At 44.6% G+C, this 14,041-nt stretch carries 13 protein-coding genes; all 13 read left to right on the top strand.

Annotated features, from left to right (window positions below):
- The first annotated feature begins 1 nt into the window (after position 1).
- Genes PHG87_03320 through ruvB form a run of 13 tightly spaced genes read left to right on the top strand, consistent with a single transcriptional unit; the run spans position 2 to position 14,039 of the window.
- Positions 2-721 (top strand): isoprenyl transferase, encoded by a 720-nt coding sequence (locus PHG87_03320; GenBank protein MDD5477223.1) that lies wholly within the window; start codon positions 2-4, stop codon positions 719-721.
- Positions 711-1,505 (top strand): phosphatidate cytidylyltransferase, encoded by a 795-nt coding sequence (locus tag PHG87_03315; GenBank protein ID MDD5477222.1) that lies wholly within the window; start codon positions 711-713, stop codon positions 1,503-1,505. The genes PHG87_03320 and PHG87_03315 overlap by 11 nt, the downstream gene beginning before the upstream one ends.
- On the top strand, positions 1,505-2,650 hold the full coding sequence (locus PHG87_03310; protein MDD5477221.1) for a 1-deoxy-D-xylulose-5-phosphate reductoisomerase: 1,146 nt from the start codon (positions 1,505-1,507) through the stop codon (positions 2,648-2,650). The genes PHG87_03315 and PHG87_03310 overlap by 1 nt, the downstream gene beginning before the upstream one ends.
- 14 nt (positions 2,651-2,664) lie before the next feature.
- The gene (locus PHG87_03305) at positions 2,665-3,747 is read left to right on the top strand and encodes a M50 family metallopeptidase (protein ID MDD5477220.1); all 1,083 of its coding nucleotides are present in this window, start codon (positions 2,665-2,667) and stop codon (positions 3,745-3,747) included.
- Between the two features lies 1 nt (position 3,748).
- Positions 3,749-4,858 carry a flavodoxin-dependent (E)-4-hydroxy-3-methylbut-2-enyl-diphosphate synthase gene (gene ispG / locus PHG87_03300; GenBank protein ID MDD5477219.1) on the top strand — a complete coding sequence of 370 codons (1,110 nt, stop codon included), beginning with the start codon at positions 3,749-3,751 and terminating at the stop codon, positions 4,856-4,858.
- Complete coding sequence (locus tag PHG87_03295; protein ID MDD5477218.1) at positions 4,840-6,123, top strand: CpaF family protein; 1,284 nt, start codon at positions 4,840-4,842, stop codon at positions 6,121-6,123. Before ispG ends, PHG87_03295 begins: the two co-directional genes overlap by 19 nt.
- A 1-nt stretch (position 6,124) precedes the next feature.
- Positions 6,125-7,378 carry a proline--tRNA ligase gene (gene proS / locus PHG87_03290; GenBank protein MDD5477217.1) on the top strand — a complete coding sequence of 418 codons (1,254 nt, stop codon included), beginning with the start codon at positions 6,125-6,127 and terminating at the stop codon, positions 7,376-7,378.
- Between the two features lie 13 nt (positions 7,379-7,391).
- Positions 7,392-7,850 (top strand): hypothetical protein, encoded by a 459-nt coding sequence (locus PHG87_03285; protein MDD5477216.1) that lies wholly within the window; start codon positions 7,392-7,394, stop codon positions 7,848-7,850.
- A gap of 21 nt (positions 7,851-7,871) precedes the next feature.
- Positions 7,872-9,122, top strand: a complete 1,251-nt coding sequence (nusA, locus tag PHG87_03280; GenBank protein ID MDD5477215.1) for a transcription termination factor NusA — start codon at positions 7,872-7,874, stop codon at positions 9,120-9,122.
- Positions 9,123-9,148: 26 nt separating this feature from the next.
- Complete coding sequence (infB, locus tag PHG87_03275; GenBank protein ID MDD5477214.1) at positions 9,149-11,272, top strand: translation initiation factor IF-2; 2,124 nt, start codon at positions 9,149-9,151, stop codon at positions 11,270-11,272.
- Positions 11,269-12,249 carry a tryptophan--tRNA ligase gene (trpS, locus tag PHG87_03270; protein ID MDD5477213.1) on the top strand — a complete coding sequence of 327 codons (981 nt, stop codon included), beginning with the start codon at positions 11,269-11,271 and terminating at the stop codon, positions 12,247-12,249. The genes infB and trpS overlap by 4 nt, the downstream gene beginning before the upstream one ends.
- A 1-nt stretch (position 12,250) precedes the next feature.
- On the top strand, positions 12,251-13,018 hold the full coding sequence (locus PHG87_03265; GenBank protein MDD5477212.1) for a segregation/condensation protein A: 768 nt from the start codon (positions 12,251-12,253) through the stop codon (positions 13,016-13,018).
- Positions 12,987-14,039, top strand: coding sequence for a Holliday junction branch migration DNA helicase RuvB (ruvB, locus tag PHG87_03260; protein MDD5477211.1), 1,053 nt, complete (start codon positions 12,987-12,989; stop codon positions 14,037-14,039). Before PHG87_03265 ends, ruvB begins: the two co-directional genes overlap by 32 nt.
- The last annotated feature ends 2 nt before the right edge of the window (positions 14,040-14,041 follow it).

Genomic DNA, 14,041 nt, shown 5'->3' with positions numbered 1-14,041 from the left:
CATGCCGGATAATCCCGAAATCCCCAAACATGTAGCTTTTATTATGGACGGTAACGGCCGTTGGGCAAAGCAAAGAGGCCTGCCGCGCACTGCCGGGCATAGAGAGGGTGTGCAGCGGGTAAAAGAAATTATCCGCGGCGCCCCTTTGTTGGGTATTGAAACGGTTACTTTCTTTGCTTTTTCGACCGAGAACTGGAGCCGGCCAAAAAATGAAGTAAATGTTTTAATGCGTTATCTGGACAGTTTTTTGGGCAAAGAAATTAACGAGTTGTTTAAGAATAATATGCGTTTTGTGGTTATCGGACGCGCTGATCCGGTTCCTAAATATCTCCAGGTAAAAATTAAAAAAGCTGAGGAGAAAACCAAGGATAACACCGGCTTAAGAGTTGTCCTGGCTTTGAATTATGGAGGCAGGCAGGAAATTGTGGATGCTGCCAAAAAATTTGCCAAAGATGTATTGGCTAAAAAGGCCGATCCGGAGAGCCTGGACGAAGAAGGATTCCGGAGTTATTTTTATGCCGCCGACCTTACGGACCCGGATCTTTTAATCCGCACCAGTTTTGAGATGCGCATCAGTAATTTTTTACTTTGGCAGCTTTCTTACTCTGAGTTTTATTTTTCGCATAAATACTGGCCGGATTTTGGGATTAGCCAGCTAAAAGAGGCGATTAAGGAGTATCAAAAAAGGGAGAGAAGATTCGGAGGTATCGATGTTAATTAAAAGAATAATTACTTCTGCGATACTCATTAGTGTGATTTCGGGAGTAATCTTTTTTGATTGGTTGTGCGGCTTGGCGGTCACCCTTTTTATCATTGCCGGGCTTTATGAATATTTCGTGATGCTCGAGAAAAAGGGAATTAAGATCTATAAATATTTCGGGATCGGCATGGGGACAATCATTCCTTTGTCGATCATGTTCAGGTTTGAACCGACTAAAGGCTGGGAGCTGCTTTTTATTGTTTTGGCTTTGTTTTTTCTTATACTTATGCAGTTTCGGCGCCGGGATAACGATGGGGTGATTGTTGATATTTCGACCACGCTTTTTGGCATTCTTTATGTCTCTTGGTTTTTTAGTTTCCTGATTAAGATAAGGTATCTGCCCGGCGGATTGGGCTTTCTGGCCGGCCTGTTATTAATTACTAAATTAGGAGATATTGGAGCTTATTTAGTCGGCAGCAGATGGGGCAAGAAACCTTTGGTCCCGCATATCAGCCCGAAGAAGACCATTGAAGGAGCCTTCGGCGGTTTGGCATTTAATATCCTGGGGGCATTGGTTAGCAAGTTATTTTTACCCTTTGATTATCCGCAGTTGCTGGTTGCGGCAGTTTGCTGCGGCGTCCTTGGGCAGCTTGGGGATCTTTCGGAATCTTTGCTCAAACGGGACTGTCAGGTTAAGGATTCAGGAAACATATTCCCCGGTATGGGCGGGGCCTTAGATCAAATTGACAGCCTGCTTTTTACCGCACCGGTATTTTATTTCTATCTTAGCGCGATTATAAAATAATGAAAAAGATTGCGGTTTTGGGTTCCAGCGGCTCCATCGGCCAGAGTACGCTTGCGGTAGTAAGGAGCCTGCCGAAAGAATTTAAAGTTTTAGCTTTAAGCGTTAATTCCGATATCGTTAAGTTAAAAGAACAGATCGAAGAGTTTGGCCCGGCCATAGTTTGCGTAAGAGACAAAACAGCTGCGGCTAGGTTAAAAGTCCAGGTGGGGTCTTTGCCAAAAGTCCTCTGCGGGGAAGAGGGGCTAAATGAACTGGTCGGGGATAAAGAGATCCAGCAGATAATGTTTGCGATTTCGGGTTCCGCCGCGCTTCTCCCTTTGATTAGCGCGATTAAAAGCGGCAAGGATATTGCCTTAGCCAACAAAGAAACAATGGTCATGGCCGGCCCGATAATTATGCGCCTGGCAAAGAAATATAAGGTCAAGATTTTACCGGTAGACAGCGAACAGTCGGCTATCTGGCAGGGTTTAGCCGGTTTAGATCAGGCTAATGTCAGGAGGGTGTATTTGACTGCTTCCGGAGGGCCATTGAGGAATTTCCCGGCAAATAAATTCAAACAGGTCAGCATAAAAAAAGTATTGCGGCATCCCCGCTGGAAAATGGGTAAAAAGATTACGGTGGATTCGGCAACTTTGATGAATAAAGGGCTGGAGCTGCTTGAGGCAATGTTCTTATTTAATTTAGGAGTAGAGAAAATAAAAGTATTGATTCATCCTGAATCCCTGATCCATTCAATGGTTGAATTTAATGACGGTGTAATTATGGCCCAGCTTTCGGTTACCGACATGCGCATACCGATCCAGTATGCTTTATCTTATCCGCAGCGCCTGACTTCTGAGCTTGCCGGAATAGATTTCTACCGTCTAAGTAAATTGCACTTTGAAAAGCCGGATTTGAAAAAGTTTCCCTCGCTTGTGCTTGCTTATCAGGCAGCCCGGGAGCTGGGGACAATGCCTGCGGTCCTCAATGCGGCCAATGAAGAAAGCGTAAATTATTTTTTAAACCAAAGGATAAATTTTTTGACCATACCCAAAATAGTGGAGAAGGTAATGCGGGCTCACGCAAAAATAACTAATCCCAGCCTTAACCAAGTATTAGCTGCTGATGCCTGGGCCAGGGAAGAAGTTGGCCGCCTAGGCTCTTAACCTTTAATTAGAAGATGATTGCTACGGTTATTTTTATTTTAATTTTAAGCTTGCTCATTATTGTGCATGAATTCGGGCATTTCATTGCGGCCCGTATTAATGGCGTGCGGGTTGAGCAGTTTTCTCTGGGTTTTGGCCCGCAGGTTTTTAAAAGGAAAAAAGGGGATACCGAATACAGCATCAGCCTTATTCCGTTAGGCGGTTACGTTAAGATGGCCGGAGACAACCAGGCAGAATACAAAGGCAAGCCCGATGAGTATCTTGCTAAGCTCCCCGGCAGGAGATTCCAGATTATTTTCTTTGGCCCGTTTTTAAATTATATCCTGGGATTTTTATTTTTTTGGTCCATATTTTTTATCGGTTACCCTACCTTAACTACCAAGATCGGCGGATTAATTGACGGTTACGGAGCAAAAGACGCCGGTTTAAAAGTGGCGGATAAGATTACCGCCGTTGACGGCAGGAAGGTTGATGTCTGGGAGGATTTGCAACGCCAAATCCAGGAAAGAAAATCAAAAGCTCAGGTAACCCTCACTGTCTTGCGGGATAATCGGGAATTGACATTGAATGTCCCGATAAAAGATAAAGTAATCGATGACCAATTGGGGCAGAAGCGCGCTTTGGGGATTATCGGTATTTCTCCTTTTGATGAAATAACTGAAGTTAAGCACGGTTTTCTTGAGTCGGCATATCTTAGTTTTCAGAAAACCATTAATTTGACGATTATGACTTATAAGGGCTTATGGATGCTGGCCACCGGCAAAATGTCGATGCGGGATTCCATGACCGGCCCTCTGGGGATATTTTTCATAACTTCCAAGGCGGCAAAAATGGGCCTTATCGCAGTGATGCATTTGATTGCGATATTAAGTGTCAGCCTGGCCATATTTAATCTTCTGCCGCTACCTATTCTGGACGGCGGCCATCTATTTTTGCTGGGTTTGGAAAAAATAAGGAAAAAGGCATTAGGGATCAAGGCCGAAGAGATAGTTAATAATATCGGTTTTACCCTTATAATTGCCCTGGCGTTATTTGTTACTTACAATGACATCGTGAGGATTTACGGGGACAAGGCCGCTAAATTGGTATCCAAATAATATGGAAATTAAAAGAAGAAAATCCAAAGTTATAAAAATCGGCGATTGCCTGATTGGAGGGAAAAACCCGATAGCCATCCAATCGATGACCAAGACCAAAACCTCTGATATTGAGAATACCACCAGGCAGATTAAGCAGCTGGAGTCAGCGGGTTGTCAGATCGTGCGCCTGGCGATTAAGGATGCCTCTGATGCGGCGGCCTTAAAGAAAATCAAGGCCAAAGTAAGAATCCCTTTAGTCGCGGATATTCATTTTTATTATCGTTTAGCGATTGCCGCCATTGAAAACGGCGCGGATAAAATCAGGTTAAATCCCGGAAATATCGATAAGCCTCAGGAGATAGAGACGGTTATCCGCGCACTAAAGTCGGCCAATATTCCTTTACGTATCGGGCTTAACAGCGGTTCGGTAAAAGATGCGGGCCCAAGAAAATCCCCGATGACCGATAAGCTGGTGGCTGCGTGTTTGGATTATGTAAAGAAGATAGAAAAGCTTAAATTTGATAAAATAGTAATTTCACTTAAAGCCAACAATGTTTTGGATACGGTTGAGGCATACCGTAAGATGGCCAAGGTTTGCGCCTATCCTTTTCATCTGGGGGTTACGGCAACCGGCTTTCCTTATAACGGGATTATTAAGTCCAGTGTTGCAATCGGCGCTTTACTATTAGAGGGCATTGGTGATACAATAAGGGTGTCCCTTACCGATAATCCGGTTGAGGAGGTCAGGGCAGCCAAATGTATTCTGGAATCTTTAGGTTTGCGTAATTCTTCTGTCCGGTTAATTAGCTGCCCTACTTGCGGACGCTGTGAGGTGGATTTAATCAGCATAGTTAAAGATTTAGAAGATAAATTGAGCAGCTTAAGTTTTTGTCCAGCGAAATCCGGCCATCCTTTAAGTATAGCGGTGATGGGCTGCGTAGTTAATGGCCCGGGAGAAGCAAAAGAAGCTGATTTAGGGGTTGCTTTTGGAAAGAACAAAGGGATTTTGTTTTCGCATGGTAATATAGTGAAGAGGATCCCGGCAAAAGATTGCGTGCGGATTTTATTAAAGGAATTGCGCGGGTGTGCCCTTCTGGGCAAGGAGAGAATATGGTCCAAGAGACGCTAAAAAGCAGGGTTCGTGAAAATTTTATCGCCAAATACAGCAGCATCTTATTTAAAAACAGTGATGTCTTATTTAAAAGTGCCGATAATAAGGCGGAAGTTGCCGCTCTAATCAGGAACATTCTCGAAGGAATCTTAAGTAAGCCCCGCGGCGTTCTTAAAGAGCAGGAGAGGGATAAGATTATCAACGAGCTGGTCGATGAATTTTCCGGCTTTGGGCCGATCGAGAAATTAATGATGGATCCCGATGTTACCGAAATTATGATTAACGGCACGCAAAACGTATACATAGAGAAGGGCGGAAAAAAACAGTTGACCGATATGAAATTCGAGAGCGATCAACAACTAATGTATGTTATCCAGAAGATCTTAGCGCCGACCAGAAGAAGGGTGGATGAGACGGTTCCCTATACGGATGTTTGCCTGCCCGATGGTTCCCGGGTTAATATCATCATTCCGCCCCTGGCTTTAGCCGGCCCGACAATAACCATCCGCAAGTTTCTTAAAAAAATCGTCAAGGCCGAGGATCTTATTAACTTAGGCACCCTGGATAGAAAAATGGCGGATTTTTTAATTGCCTGTATCAAAGCCAGGGTAAATATGATATTTTCCGGCGCTACCGGGAGCGGAAAAACCACTACCGTGGGCGTGCTCTCCGGTTATATCGGTAATGATGAACGCATCATTACTATCGAAGATACAGCGGAACTGCATTTGGCCCAGGATCATGTAGTCAGGCTTGAGACAAAGCCGGCCAATATTGAAGGAAAGGGTGAAATTTCCATTAGGGATCTTTTCCGCAACACCCTGCGGATGCGGCCTCAGAGGATTATCTTAGGTGAAATTAGAAGTGCAGAGGCTTTAGATATGCTTCAGGCGATGTGTTCAGGCCATAATGGCGCGCTTTCAGTTATCCATGCCAATACTCCTGCGGAGGTTATGCACCGGTTAGAAACAATGATTCTGATGTCCGGAATCCCCATAAGCTTAGAGGCCATACACCGGCAGATTGCCGCATCTTTGCATTTAATTATTCAGCAGGACCAGCTTTCCGACGGCTCGCGCAAAATTACCCGGATTACGCAGGTAAACGGCCTGAAGAACGGTTGGGCGAACTTAGAAGATCTTTTTGTTTATGAAATTACTAACGTTGTTGAAGGCGGCAAAGTTTATGGCCGTTTTAAAGCCACCGGCGTAGAGCCGGCTTTCTATCCGCTTTTTGCTAAAAGAGGGGTAACTTTATCCAAAGAAATTTTTAAAAAGGATTAATATGTTTTGGACCAGGGCTTTTATTCCGACATTAAAAGAAACACCCAAGGAGGCAGAATCATTAAGCCACCAATTATTGTTGCGTGCCGGCTTTACCCGTATGCTTATGGCTGGGGTTTATACTTATCTTCCTTTGGGGTTACGGGTTTTAGAGAAAATTCAGGGGATAATCCGCCAAGAGATGGATGCCTGCGGAGCCAGCCAGCTCCTTTTACCGGCCTTGCATCCTCTGGAGCTCTGGCAGAAGACCGGCCGCGATAAGGACTTAGGTGAAGTAATGTTTAAATTTAAGGATCGCCGCGGCAGAACCATAGCGCTTGGCCCCACGCATGAAGAAGTGATTACGGATTTGGTAAAAAATAATTGCTCAAGTTACCGGCAATTACCGCTGGTTTTATATCAAATCCAAACAAAATTCCGCGATGAAATACGCCCGCGTTTTGGTTTGATCCGGGCCTGCGAATTTATTATGAAGGACGCCTATAGCTTTGATCAGGATGAAGCGGGCCTGGATAAAAATTATCAGTTGATGTATGAGGCATACAAACGGATATTTTCCAGATGCGGCCTGAAGACCTTGATTACCGAAGCGGATTCCGGGGTTATGGGCGGTAAAGTTTCGCATGAATTTATGGCCCAAGCCCCGCTTGGCGAAGATGTCGTAATGCTTTGCCCGAAATGTCAACTGGCCATGGCTTTTAAGGAAGGCAATAGCTCTTGTCCCAAGTGCCAGATCGATATGGATAAAGTCAATACGATTGAAGTCGGCCATATTTTTAAGCTGGGCATAAAATACAGCCAGGCAATCGAAGCTAATTTCTCCGATGCTAAAGGCAAACTTAAGCCGGTGATTATGGGTTGTTATGGGATCGGGGTATCCCGCCTGGTTTCGGCGATTATCGAGCAGAATAATGATACCGATGGAATCATCTGGCCTAAAGAGGCCGCTCCTTTTGGCGTCATTATTTTGCCTTTAGATGTAACTAATCCGGCAATCATGCAGGAAGCCTTAGATCTTTATAATCAAATCAATGCCGCCGGATTTTCCTGCCTTCTTGATGACCGGGATGAGCGTGCCGGAGTAAAATTCAAGGATGCGGATTTAATCGGTGTGCCTCTGAGCATTGTAATCGGCAAAAAAAGTATCACGGAAAAGAATATTGAAGTAAGGATCCGCAAAGATCGCTCAACCGTGCTTATACCCAGGGAAGAGTTGGCAAGTTTTATTAGCGGATACGTATTGAAAGACCGCTAAAAAGGAATAAGCCTTGATTAAAGAAGAACTGATTAAAGAGTTGAATGAGTTGATCGGTTCCTGCCTTAGCCGGCAAAACCTGGAGCTGGTTGATCTTATTTGTCGATATGAAGGCAACAATTTAGTTTTAATGATTTTGGCGGACCGTACCTGCGGCGGTATAACTTTAGGGGAATGCGCTTTGCTTAATCGCCAGCTTAGCGAATTACTGGAAGAAAAAAATATAATTGATGGTAATTATGTTTTGGAGGTTTCGTCGCCGGGGCTTGACCGCTGCCTTAAGACGCAAAAGGATTTTTCACGCTGCCCGAATAAAGAAGCGGTATTTTTTCTTAATGATTTAGTCGGCGGAAAATGCCAGTGGCAGGGAGTAATTAGCAAGGTGGATAGGGCAAGCGTATTTATTGATCATTCAGGGCAGGTTTTAGAGATTCCATTCATAAAAATAAACAAAGCACGATTAGTAGTTTAAAAAATAACTGGAGAGTAAAAAATGAGTCAGGAATTACTTGCAATTATTGAACAGATCGAACGTGAAAAGGGAATCAAGAAGGAAATTATGCTGGAGGCAGTTGAAAGCGCTATGCTTAGCGCGGCTAAGAGAGTAATTGACCTAAAACCGGATGAAGAGTTTAAGGTCCAGATTGACCGCTCAACCGGTGAGATTCGCGCTTTTCGGAATAATGAACCGGTAACTAATATTGATTTTGGCCGCATCGCCGCCTCTACCGCTCGCCAGGTGATTATCCAGAAAATGCGCGAAGCGGAGAAGGATGTGGTTTTTGGCGAATTTCAAAGCCGGGTAGGGGAGATTGTCAGCGGGACGGTTTATCGTTTTGAAAAAGGCAATGTTATCGTGGATCTGTTAGGTAAGGCCGAAGGTATCCTGCTTAAGCGCGAACAGTCTCCTAAGGAGGAATTCAAACAGGGCCAGCGGATCCGGGCCTATGTTGTTGAGGTAAAAAAAGACACTAAGGGCCCGCAGATTATCTTGTCGCGCGCTCATCCTAATCTGGTCAAAGAGTTATTTGAATTGGAGGTCCCCGAGATTTATGAAGGGATCGTCGAGATCAGGGGTATTTCACGCCAGGCCGGTGAACGCACTAAAATTTCGGTTTATTCCAAGAATGAAAAAGTGGACGCGGTGGGGGCCTGCGTAGGCATGCGCGGCAACCGGGTAAGGAATATCGTTAATGAACTGCAGGGAGAAAAAATTGATATTGTGCGTTTTAATGATGATGTGCGTGAATATATCAAGGCCGCTCTTTCTCCGGCTAAGGTTTCTGAAATCAAGCTAGACCGGGATAAAATTAAGGCTGAGGTTATTGTTGATGATGACCAGCTTTCGTTGAGCATCGGTAAACACGGACAGAACGTGCGCTTGGCTTCCCGGCTCGTTGGCTGGGAGTTAGATATCCGCACTAAAAGTATGATTGCCGCTGAGGCACTCGGCGAGAAAAAGGAAGAAAAAGCTGCGGTTGGGCCAAAGGCAGAAGAGGGTAAAGAGGAAGAGCCTAAGGCTAAAAAAGCCAAGAAGGCAGTTAAGAAAACAGCCAAAAAAGAAGGCGTTTCTTTAGGGGATCTATCCGGTATAGGGCCAAAAATTGTAGAAAGTTTAAAAGAAGCGGGAATCAAGAGTATTAATGATATAATTGAAGCAAAGGCAGAGGGGCTGATAAAAATTAAAGGCATCGGAGAAAAGAAAGCCCAGAAAATTATCGCCGAAGCTAAAAAACTATTATAAGTTTTTCAATATAAGATGGAGAGATTATGCCCAAAGCCAAAAAAGAAAAAACAATAGTAAAGAAGATAGTTAAAACCAAGGTTAAAGTTGAAGCAAAAGCCAAGAAGTCCCCTGCTAAGGCTCATGCCTTGAAGCCTAAGCCCGCAGCTAAGCCGCTTAAGCCTAAGCCGGCAGTAAAAAAGGTAAAGGAAGAAATTAAGCCGGTACTAAAATCCGTAAAGCCCGCGGTAAAACACGCGGCGCCTAAAGTTGAGGTTAAAGTTGAAGCCAAGCCGGAAATTAAAATAGAAGTAAAACCTGAAATAAAACCTGAAGCTGCGCCGGTAATTAAACCCAAGCCAGCTGTCCATATTCAACCGGAACCTGTTCCGGAGATTAAAGTAGAAGCTGCCCCGGGCAAAGAGATCGAACTTGAACTTCCGATTACGGTTAAGGATTTGGCGATAAAATTGCAGGAGAAATCATCGGTTCTTATTAAGCATCTTATGGATATGAAAGTGATGATCGGTATCAACCAGACTTTGGATGAGGATATCTTAAATAAGCTTTGCCTGAAATATAACTTTAAAATTAAGAAGGCTCCTGATGCCGAAGAATTAGCTTTAGAGATGCATAAAAAAATAGACCAGCCGCAGGAACTTAAAAACCGCCCGCCGATAGTTACTCTTATGGGGCATGTTGACCATGGTAAGACCTCTCTTCTTGACGCGATACGCAAGACTAAAGTTACCGAAGCAGAGCACGGAGGGATTACCCAGCATATCGGCGCGTATCGGGTAAGCCTTCCTCAGGGAGAAATTACATTTTTGGATACGCCCGGCCATGAAGCTTTTACCGCCATGCGGGCCCGCGGCGCGCGGATTACCGATATTGTGGTATTGGTAGTAGCAGCCGATGATGGGATTATGCCGCAGACCCAGGAAGCAATTGATCACGCGCGGGCAGCCGGAGTGGCGATTATCGTGGCGATCAATAAAATAGATAAAGCGCAGGCAAATGTCGATATGGTCAAAAAACAATTATCGGAAATCGGCCTGACCGCCGAAGATTGGGGCGGAAAAACCATTACCGTGCCGGTTTCTGCCAAGACCGGAGAGGGAATAGATAATTTACTGGAAATGATTCTTTTGCAGGCAGAAGTTATGGAATTAAAAGCAAATCCCGACCGCCTGGCTTACGGAGTAGTTGTGGAGGCAAGAATGTCCAAGGGCAGGGGGCCGGTAGCCACGCTTCTTGTGCAGAATGGCTCCTTAAACCTTAATCAGAGTATAATCGTCGGTACTTTATACGGAAAGATCCGGGCAATGCTTAATGACCGGGGCCAGGGAATAACTAGCGTCGGCCCGGCAAGTCCTGTAGAGGTCTTAGGCATAAGCGGGATCCCGCAGGTAGGTGAGCAGTTTTTTGTGATTGAAGATGAGAAACTGGCAAAAAGTTTAATTCAAGCGCGCGTAGAAAAAGAAAGGCTGCAGCAGGTAAAGGAAGTCAAACGCGTAAGCTTGGAAGATTTACACGCCCAGATTGCCGGAGGTAAAATTAAAGAATTGAAATTAATTATTAAGGCCGATGTGCAGGGTTCCCTTGAGGCAATTAAGGACACGCTGGATAAGTTGAATGTCTCCGAGATAAAGATCGATATAATCCATATGGGAGCCGGAAACATCAATATTTCGGATGTAGTATTGGCGATGGCTTCGGACGCGCTGATTTTGGGATTTAATGTCAGCGCCGATGAACCGGCCAAAGAGTTGATCTCTAAAGAAGGCATTGATGTAAAAACCTATAGTATCATTTATGAGCTGGCTAATGATATCAAAGCCGCGGTGGAGGGCATGCTTTCTCCGAAGCTAAAGAAAGTATTTTTAGGCAGGGCCGAAGTTAGAAAAATGTTTAAACTTTCCCGTTCCGGTTTAATCGCCGGTTGTTTTGTGACCAAAGGCAAGATTAATCGTAATTGCATGGTCACGGTGATGCGCAACGGGGAAGCTGCTTTTGAAGGCAAGCTTTCAAGTTTGAAGCGTTTTAAGGATGATGTGCGTGAGGTTGGGGAGGGTTTTGAATGCGGTATAGCCATTGGCGGATTTGACCAGTTAATGGAAGGCGACATCATCGAAGCCTACGACATAGAGAAGATTGCCAGGAAACTATGAAAAAAAGAATATTAAGCGGGATGCGCCCCACGGGTAAATTGCACCTGGGCCACTTGGTCGGGGCCTTGGCTAATTGGACCAAACTGCAGAATGAATATGATTGTTTTTTTATGGTTGCCGATTGGCACGCGCTGATGTCGGAGTATGAAAATCCGGATGATCTAAAAGTAAATATACTGGATAATGTCATTGACTGGTTTGCCTGCGGAATTGATCCTGAAAAATCCACTATTTTTATCCAATCGCATGTTCCCGAACATCTGGAACTTTATTTCATTCTTTCCTTGATTACGCCTTTAGGGTTGCTTGAGCGCTGCCCTACTTATAAGGAGCAGTTACGGGAAATAGCCAACCGTGATTTAAAGACTTATGCTTTTCTGGGTTATCCGGTTTTACAGGCTGCCGATATCCTGCTTTATAAGGCGGCTACGGTTCCGGTGGGGGAGGACCAACTGCCGCATTTAGAGCTGAGCCGTCAGATTGTGCGTAAATTTAACCATCTTTATAAAACGGATTGTTTTGTGGAACCGGCGGCTTTGCTTACCGAAACTACGCGCCTTTTGGGTTTAGACGGCCGCAAGATGAGCAAGAGCTATAATAATTATATCGGTTTATCCGAAGAGCCGCAGGTTATCCGTAAAAAGATCCAAAGTATGTTCACCGACCCACAGCGTATCCGCCTGACTGATCCCGGGCATCCGCATAAATGCAATGTTTTTTCTTATTATGGCGTGTTTTTCCCAAAGATGAAAAATGAAGCAGAGGAGCGTTGCAGTAAATCTGAAATCGGCTGCACCGAATGTAAAAAAGAGTTGGCAGACAGGATAATTGGTTTATTGGCTCCGATCCAGGAAAAAATAAATTCCCTGCAGAAAGACAAAAAGTATATCCAGGAAATATTATCTTCTGGAAGCGCCAAGGCAACGGAGGCGGCAAAAAAGACAATTGCCCAGGTAAGAGAGTTGCTTAAAATATAAGATGAACTACAAAATACGGTTAGATATTTTTGAGGGGCCGCTGGACCTGTTGTTATATCTGGTAAAGAAAGACCACCTGAATATCTATGATATTCCTATTGCCGAGGTAACCGCGCAATATCTGGAATATATAAATTTTATACAGCTTTTGGATTTAAATATTGTCGGTGAATTTTTGGTGATGGCCTCAACACTGATGCAGATAAAATCCAAAATGCTGCTGCCGGCTGAAGAGTTGGCAGTTTTGGAGGAAGAAGAGGATCCCCGCGCTGAACTGGTCAAGCGGCTGCTTGAATATGAAAAGTTTAAACAGGTCGCGGAAAACTTAAGGCAGAGGGAGGTTAGTCAGCAGGAAGTTTTTAAGCGCCCCAAGACTGAAAATTCTCAAGGTGATCAAATACCGGATAAAGGAGAGAGCCAGTATTTTGAGGCCAGTATATTTGATTTGATCAATGCTTTCTCCCGGGCCTTAAAAGATGTACCCCGGGAAGTTTTTTATGAAGTAGTTAAGGATCAATTTACAGTTGAACAGAAGGTGCACGGTATCCTGCACTTGTTATTGGTGCAAACAGAGATTAAACTTTTGGAATTATTCCGGGAATCAAAAAGCAAGATAGAAATAATCGTGATTTTCCTGGCGATCCTGGAGTTGGCCAAAATGAAAGAAATTGTTGCCCGCCAAGACGTGGAATTCGAGGATATCGTTATATCCAGGAACAAAGAAAACATTATACCTTATGAGCGAAGAGACCAGACGCACACTGCTTAGGCCCGAGCCGGTTATTGCCGAGGCTAAGGAATCCGAAGAGGATATTGTCCTGAATATATCCTTAAGGCCGAAGAAGTTTGGCGAGTTCATCGGCCATAAAGACATCATCGATAATTTAAAAATCGCCATCCAGGCGGCCAAACAGAGAAAAGAACCTCTTGAACATGTGCTTTTAAGCGGCCCGCCGGGTCTGGGTAAAACCTCCTTATCCCATATTATCTCGCATGAAATGGGCGCAAAAATTACCGCAACCAGCGGCCCGGCGATTGAGCGAGCCGGAGATTTAATCGGGATTTTGACTAACCTGGAAAAGGGGGATATTCTTTTTATTGACGAGATCCACCGGATGTCTAAGGTTGTCGAGGAATTTTTATACCCGGCAATGGAAAGTTTTCAGATTGATTTTGTAATCGATAAAGGGCCGTATGCCAAAACGATCAAGTTTAACCTTAAGCCGTTTACTTTAATCGGGGCAACTACGCGCACCGGACTCTTGGCCGCTCCGCTTAGGGGGAGGTTTGGTATATTTTATAGCCTGGATTTCTATAAAATAGAGGATTTGGCTAAAATTATAAAAAATTCCAGCCAGTTATTGGCGGTGCAAATCGATCAAGATGCCTGTATGGAAATTGCCAAGCGCGCCAGGGGTACTCCGCGCATTGCTAACCGGCTCTTGCGCCGGGTGCGGGATTACGCCCAGGTTTTAAAAATTGAAAAGGTGGATCAGGCGGCGGCTTCCAAGATTCTTGATGAGCTGGGTATTGATCAGGCAGGTTTTGATGATTTGGACCGCAAAGTTTTAAAATTAATCCTTGAATCATTCGGCGGCGGGCCGGTGGGGATTGAATCTTTGGCTGCCAGCCTCAATGAAGAGGTTGATACGATTGCCGATACGGTGGAGCCGTATCTTTTAAAGGCCGGTTATTTAAAACGCACTTCCCGGGGCAGGCTGGCTACCAAAAAGGCCTTTGAGCACTTTGGCTTAAAATTTAATAAAGAGCAACAGGAAGAGATTTTCTAGCG

The sequence above is a fragment of the Candidatus Omnitrophota bacterium genome, from assembly GCA_028716245.1.
Classification (GTDB): domain Bacteria; phylum Omnitrophota; class Gorgyraeia; order Gygaellales; family Profunditerraquicolaceae; genus UBA6249.
This window is presented reverse-complemented; position numbering and strand designations above follow the sequence as displayed.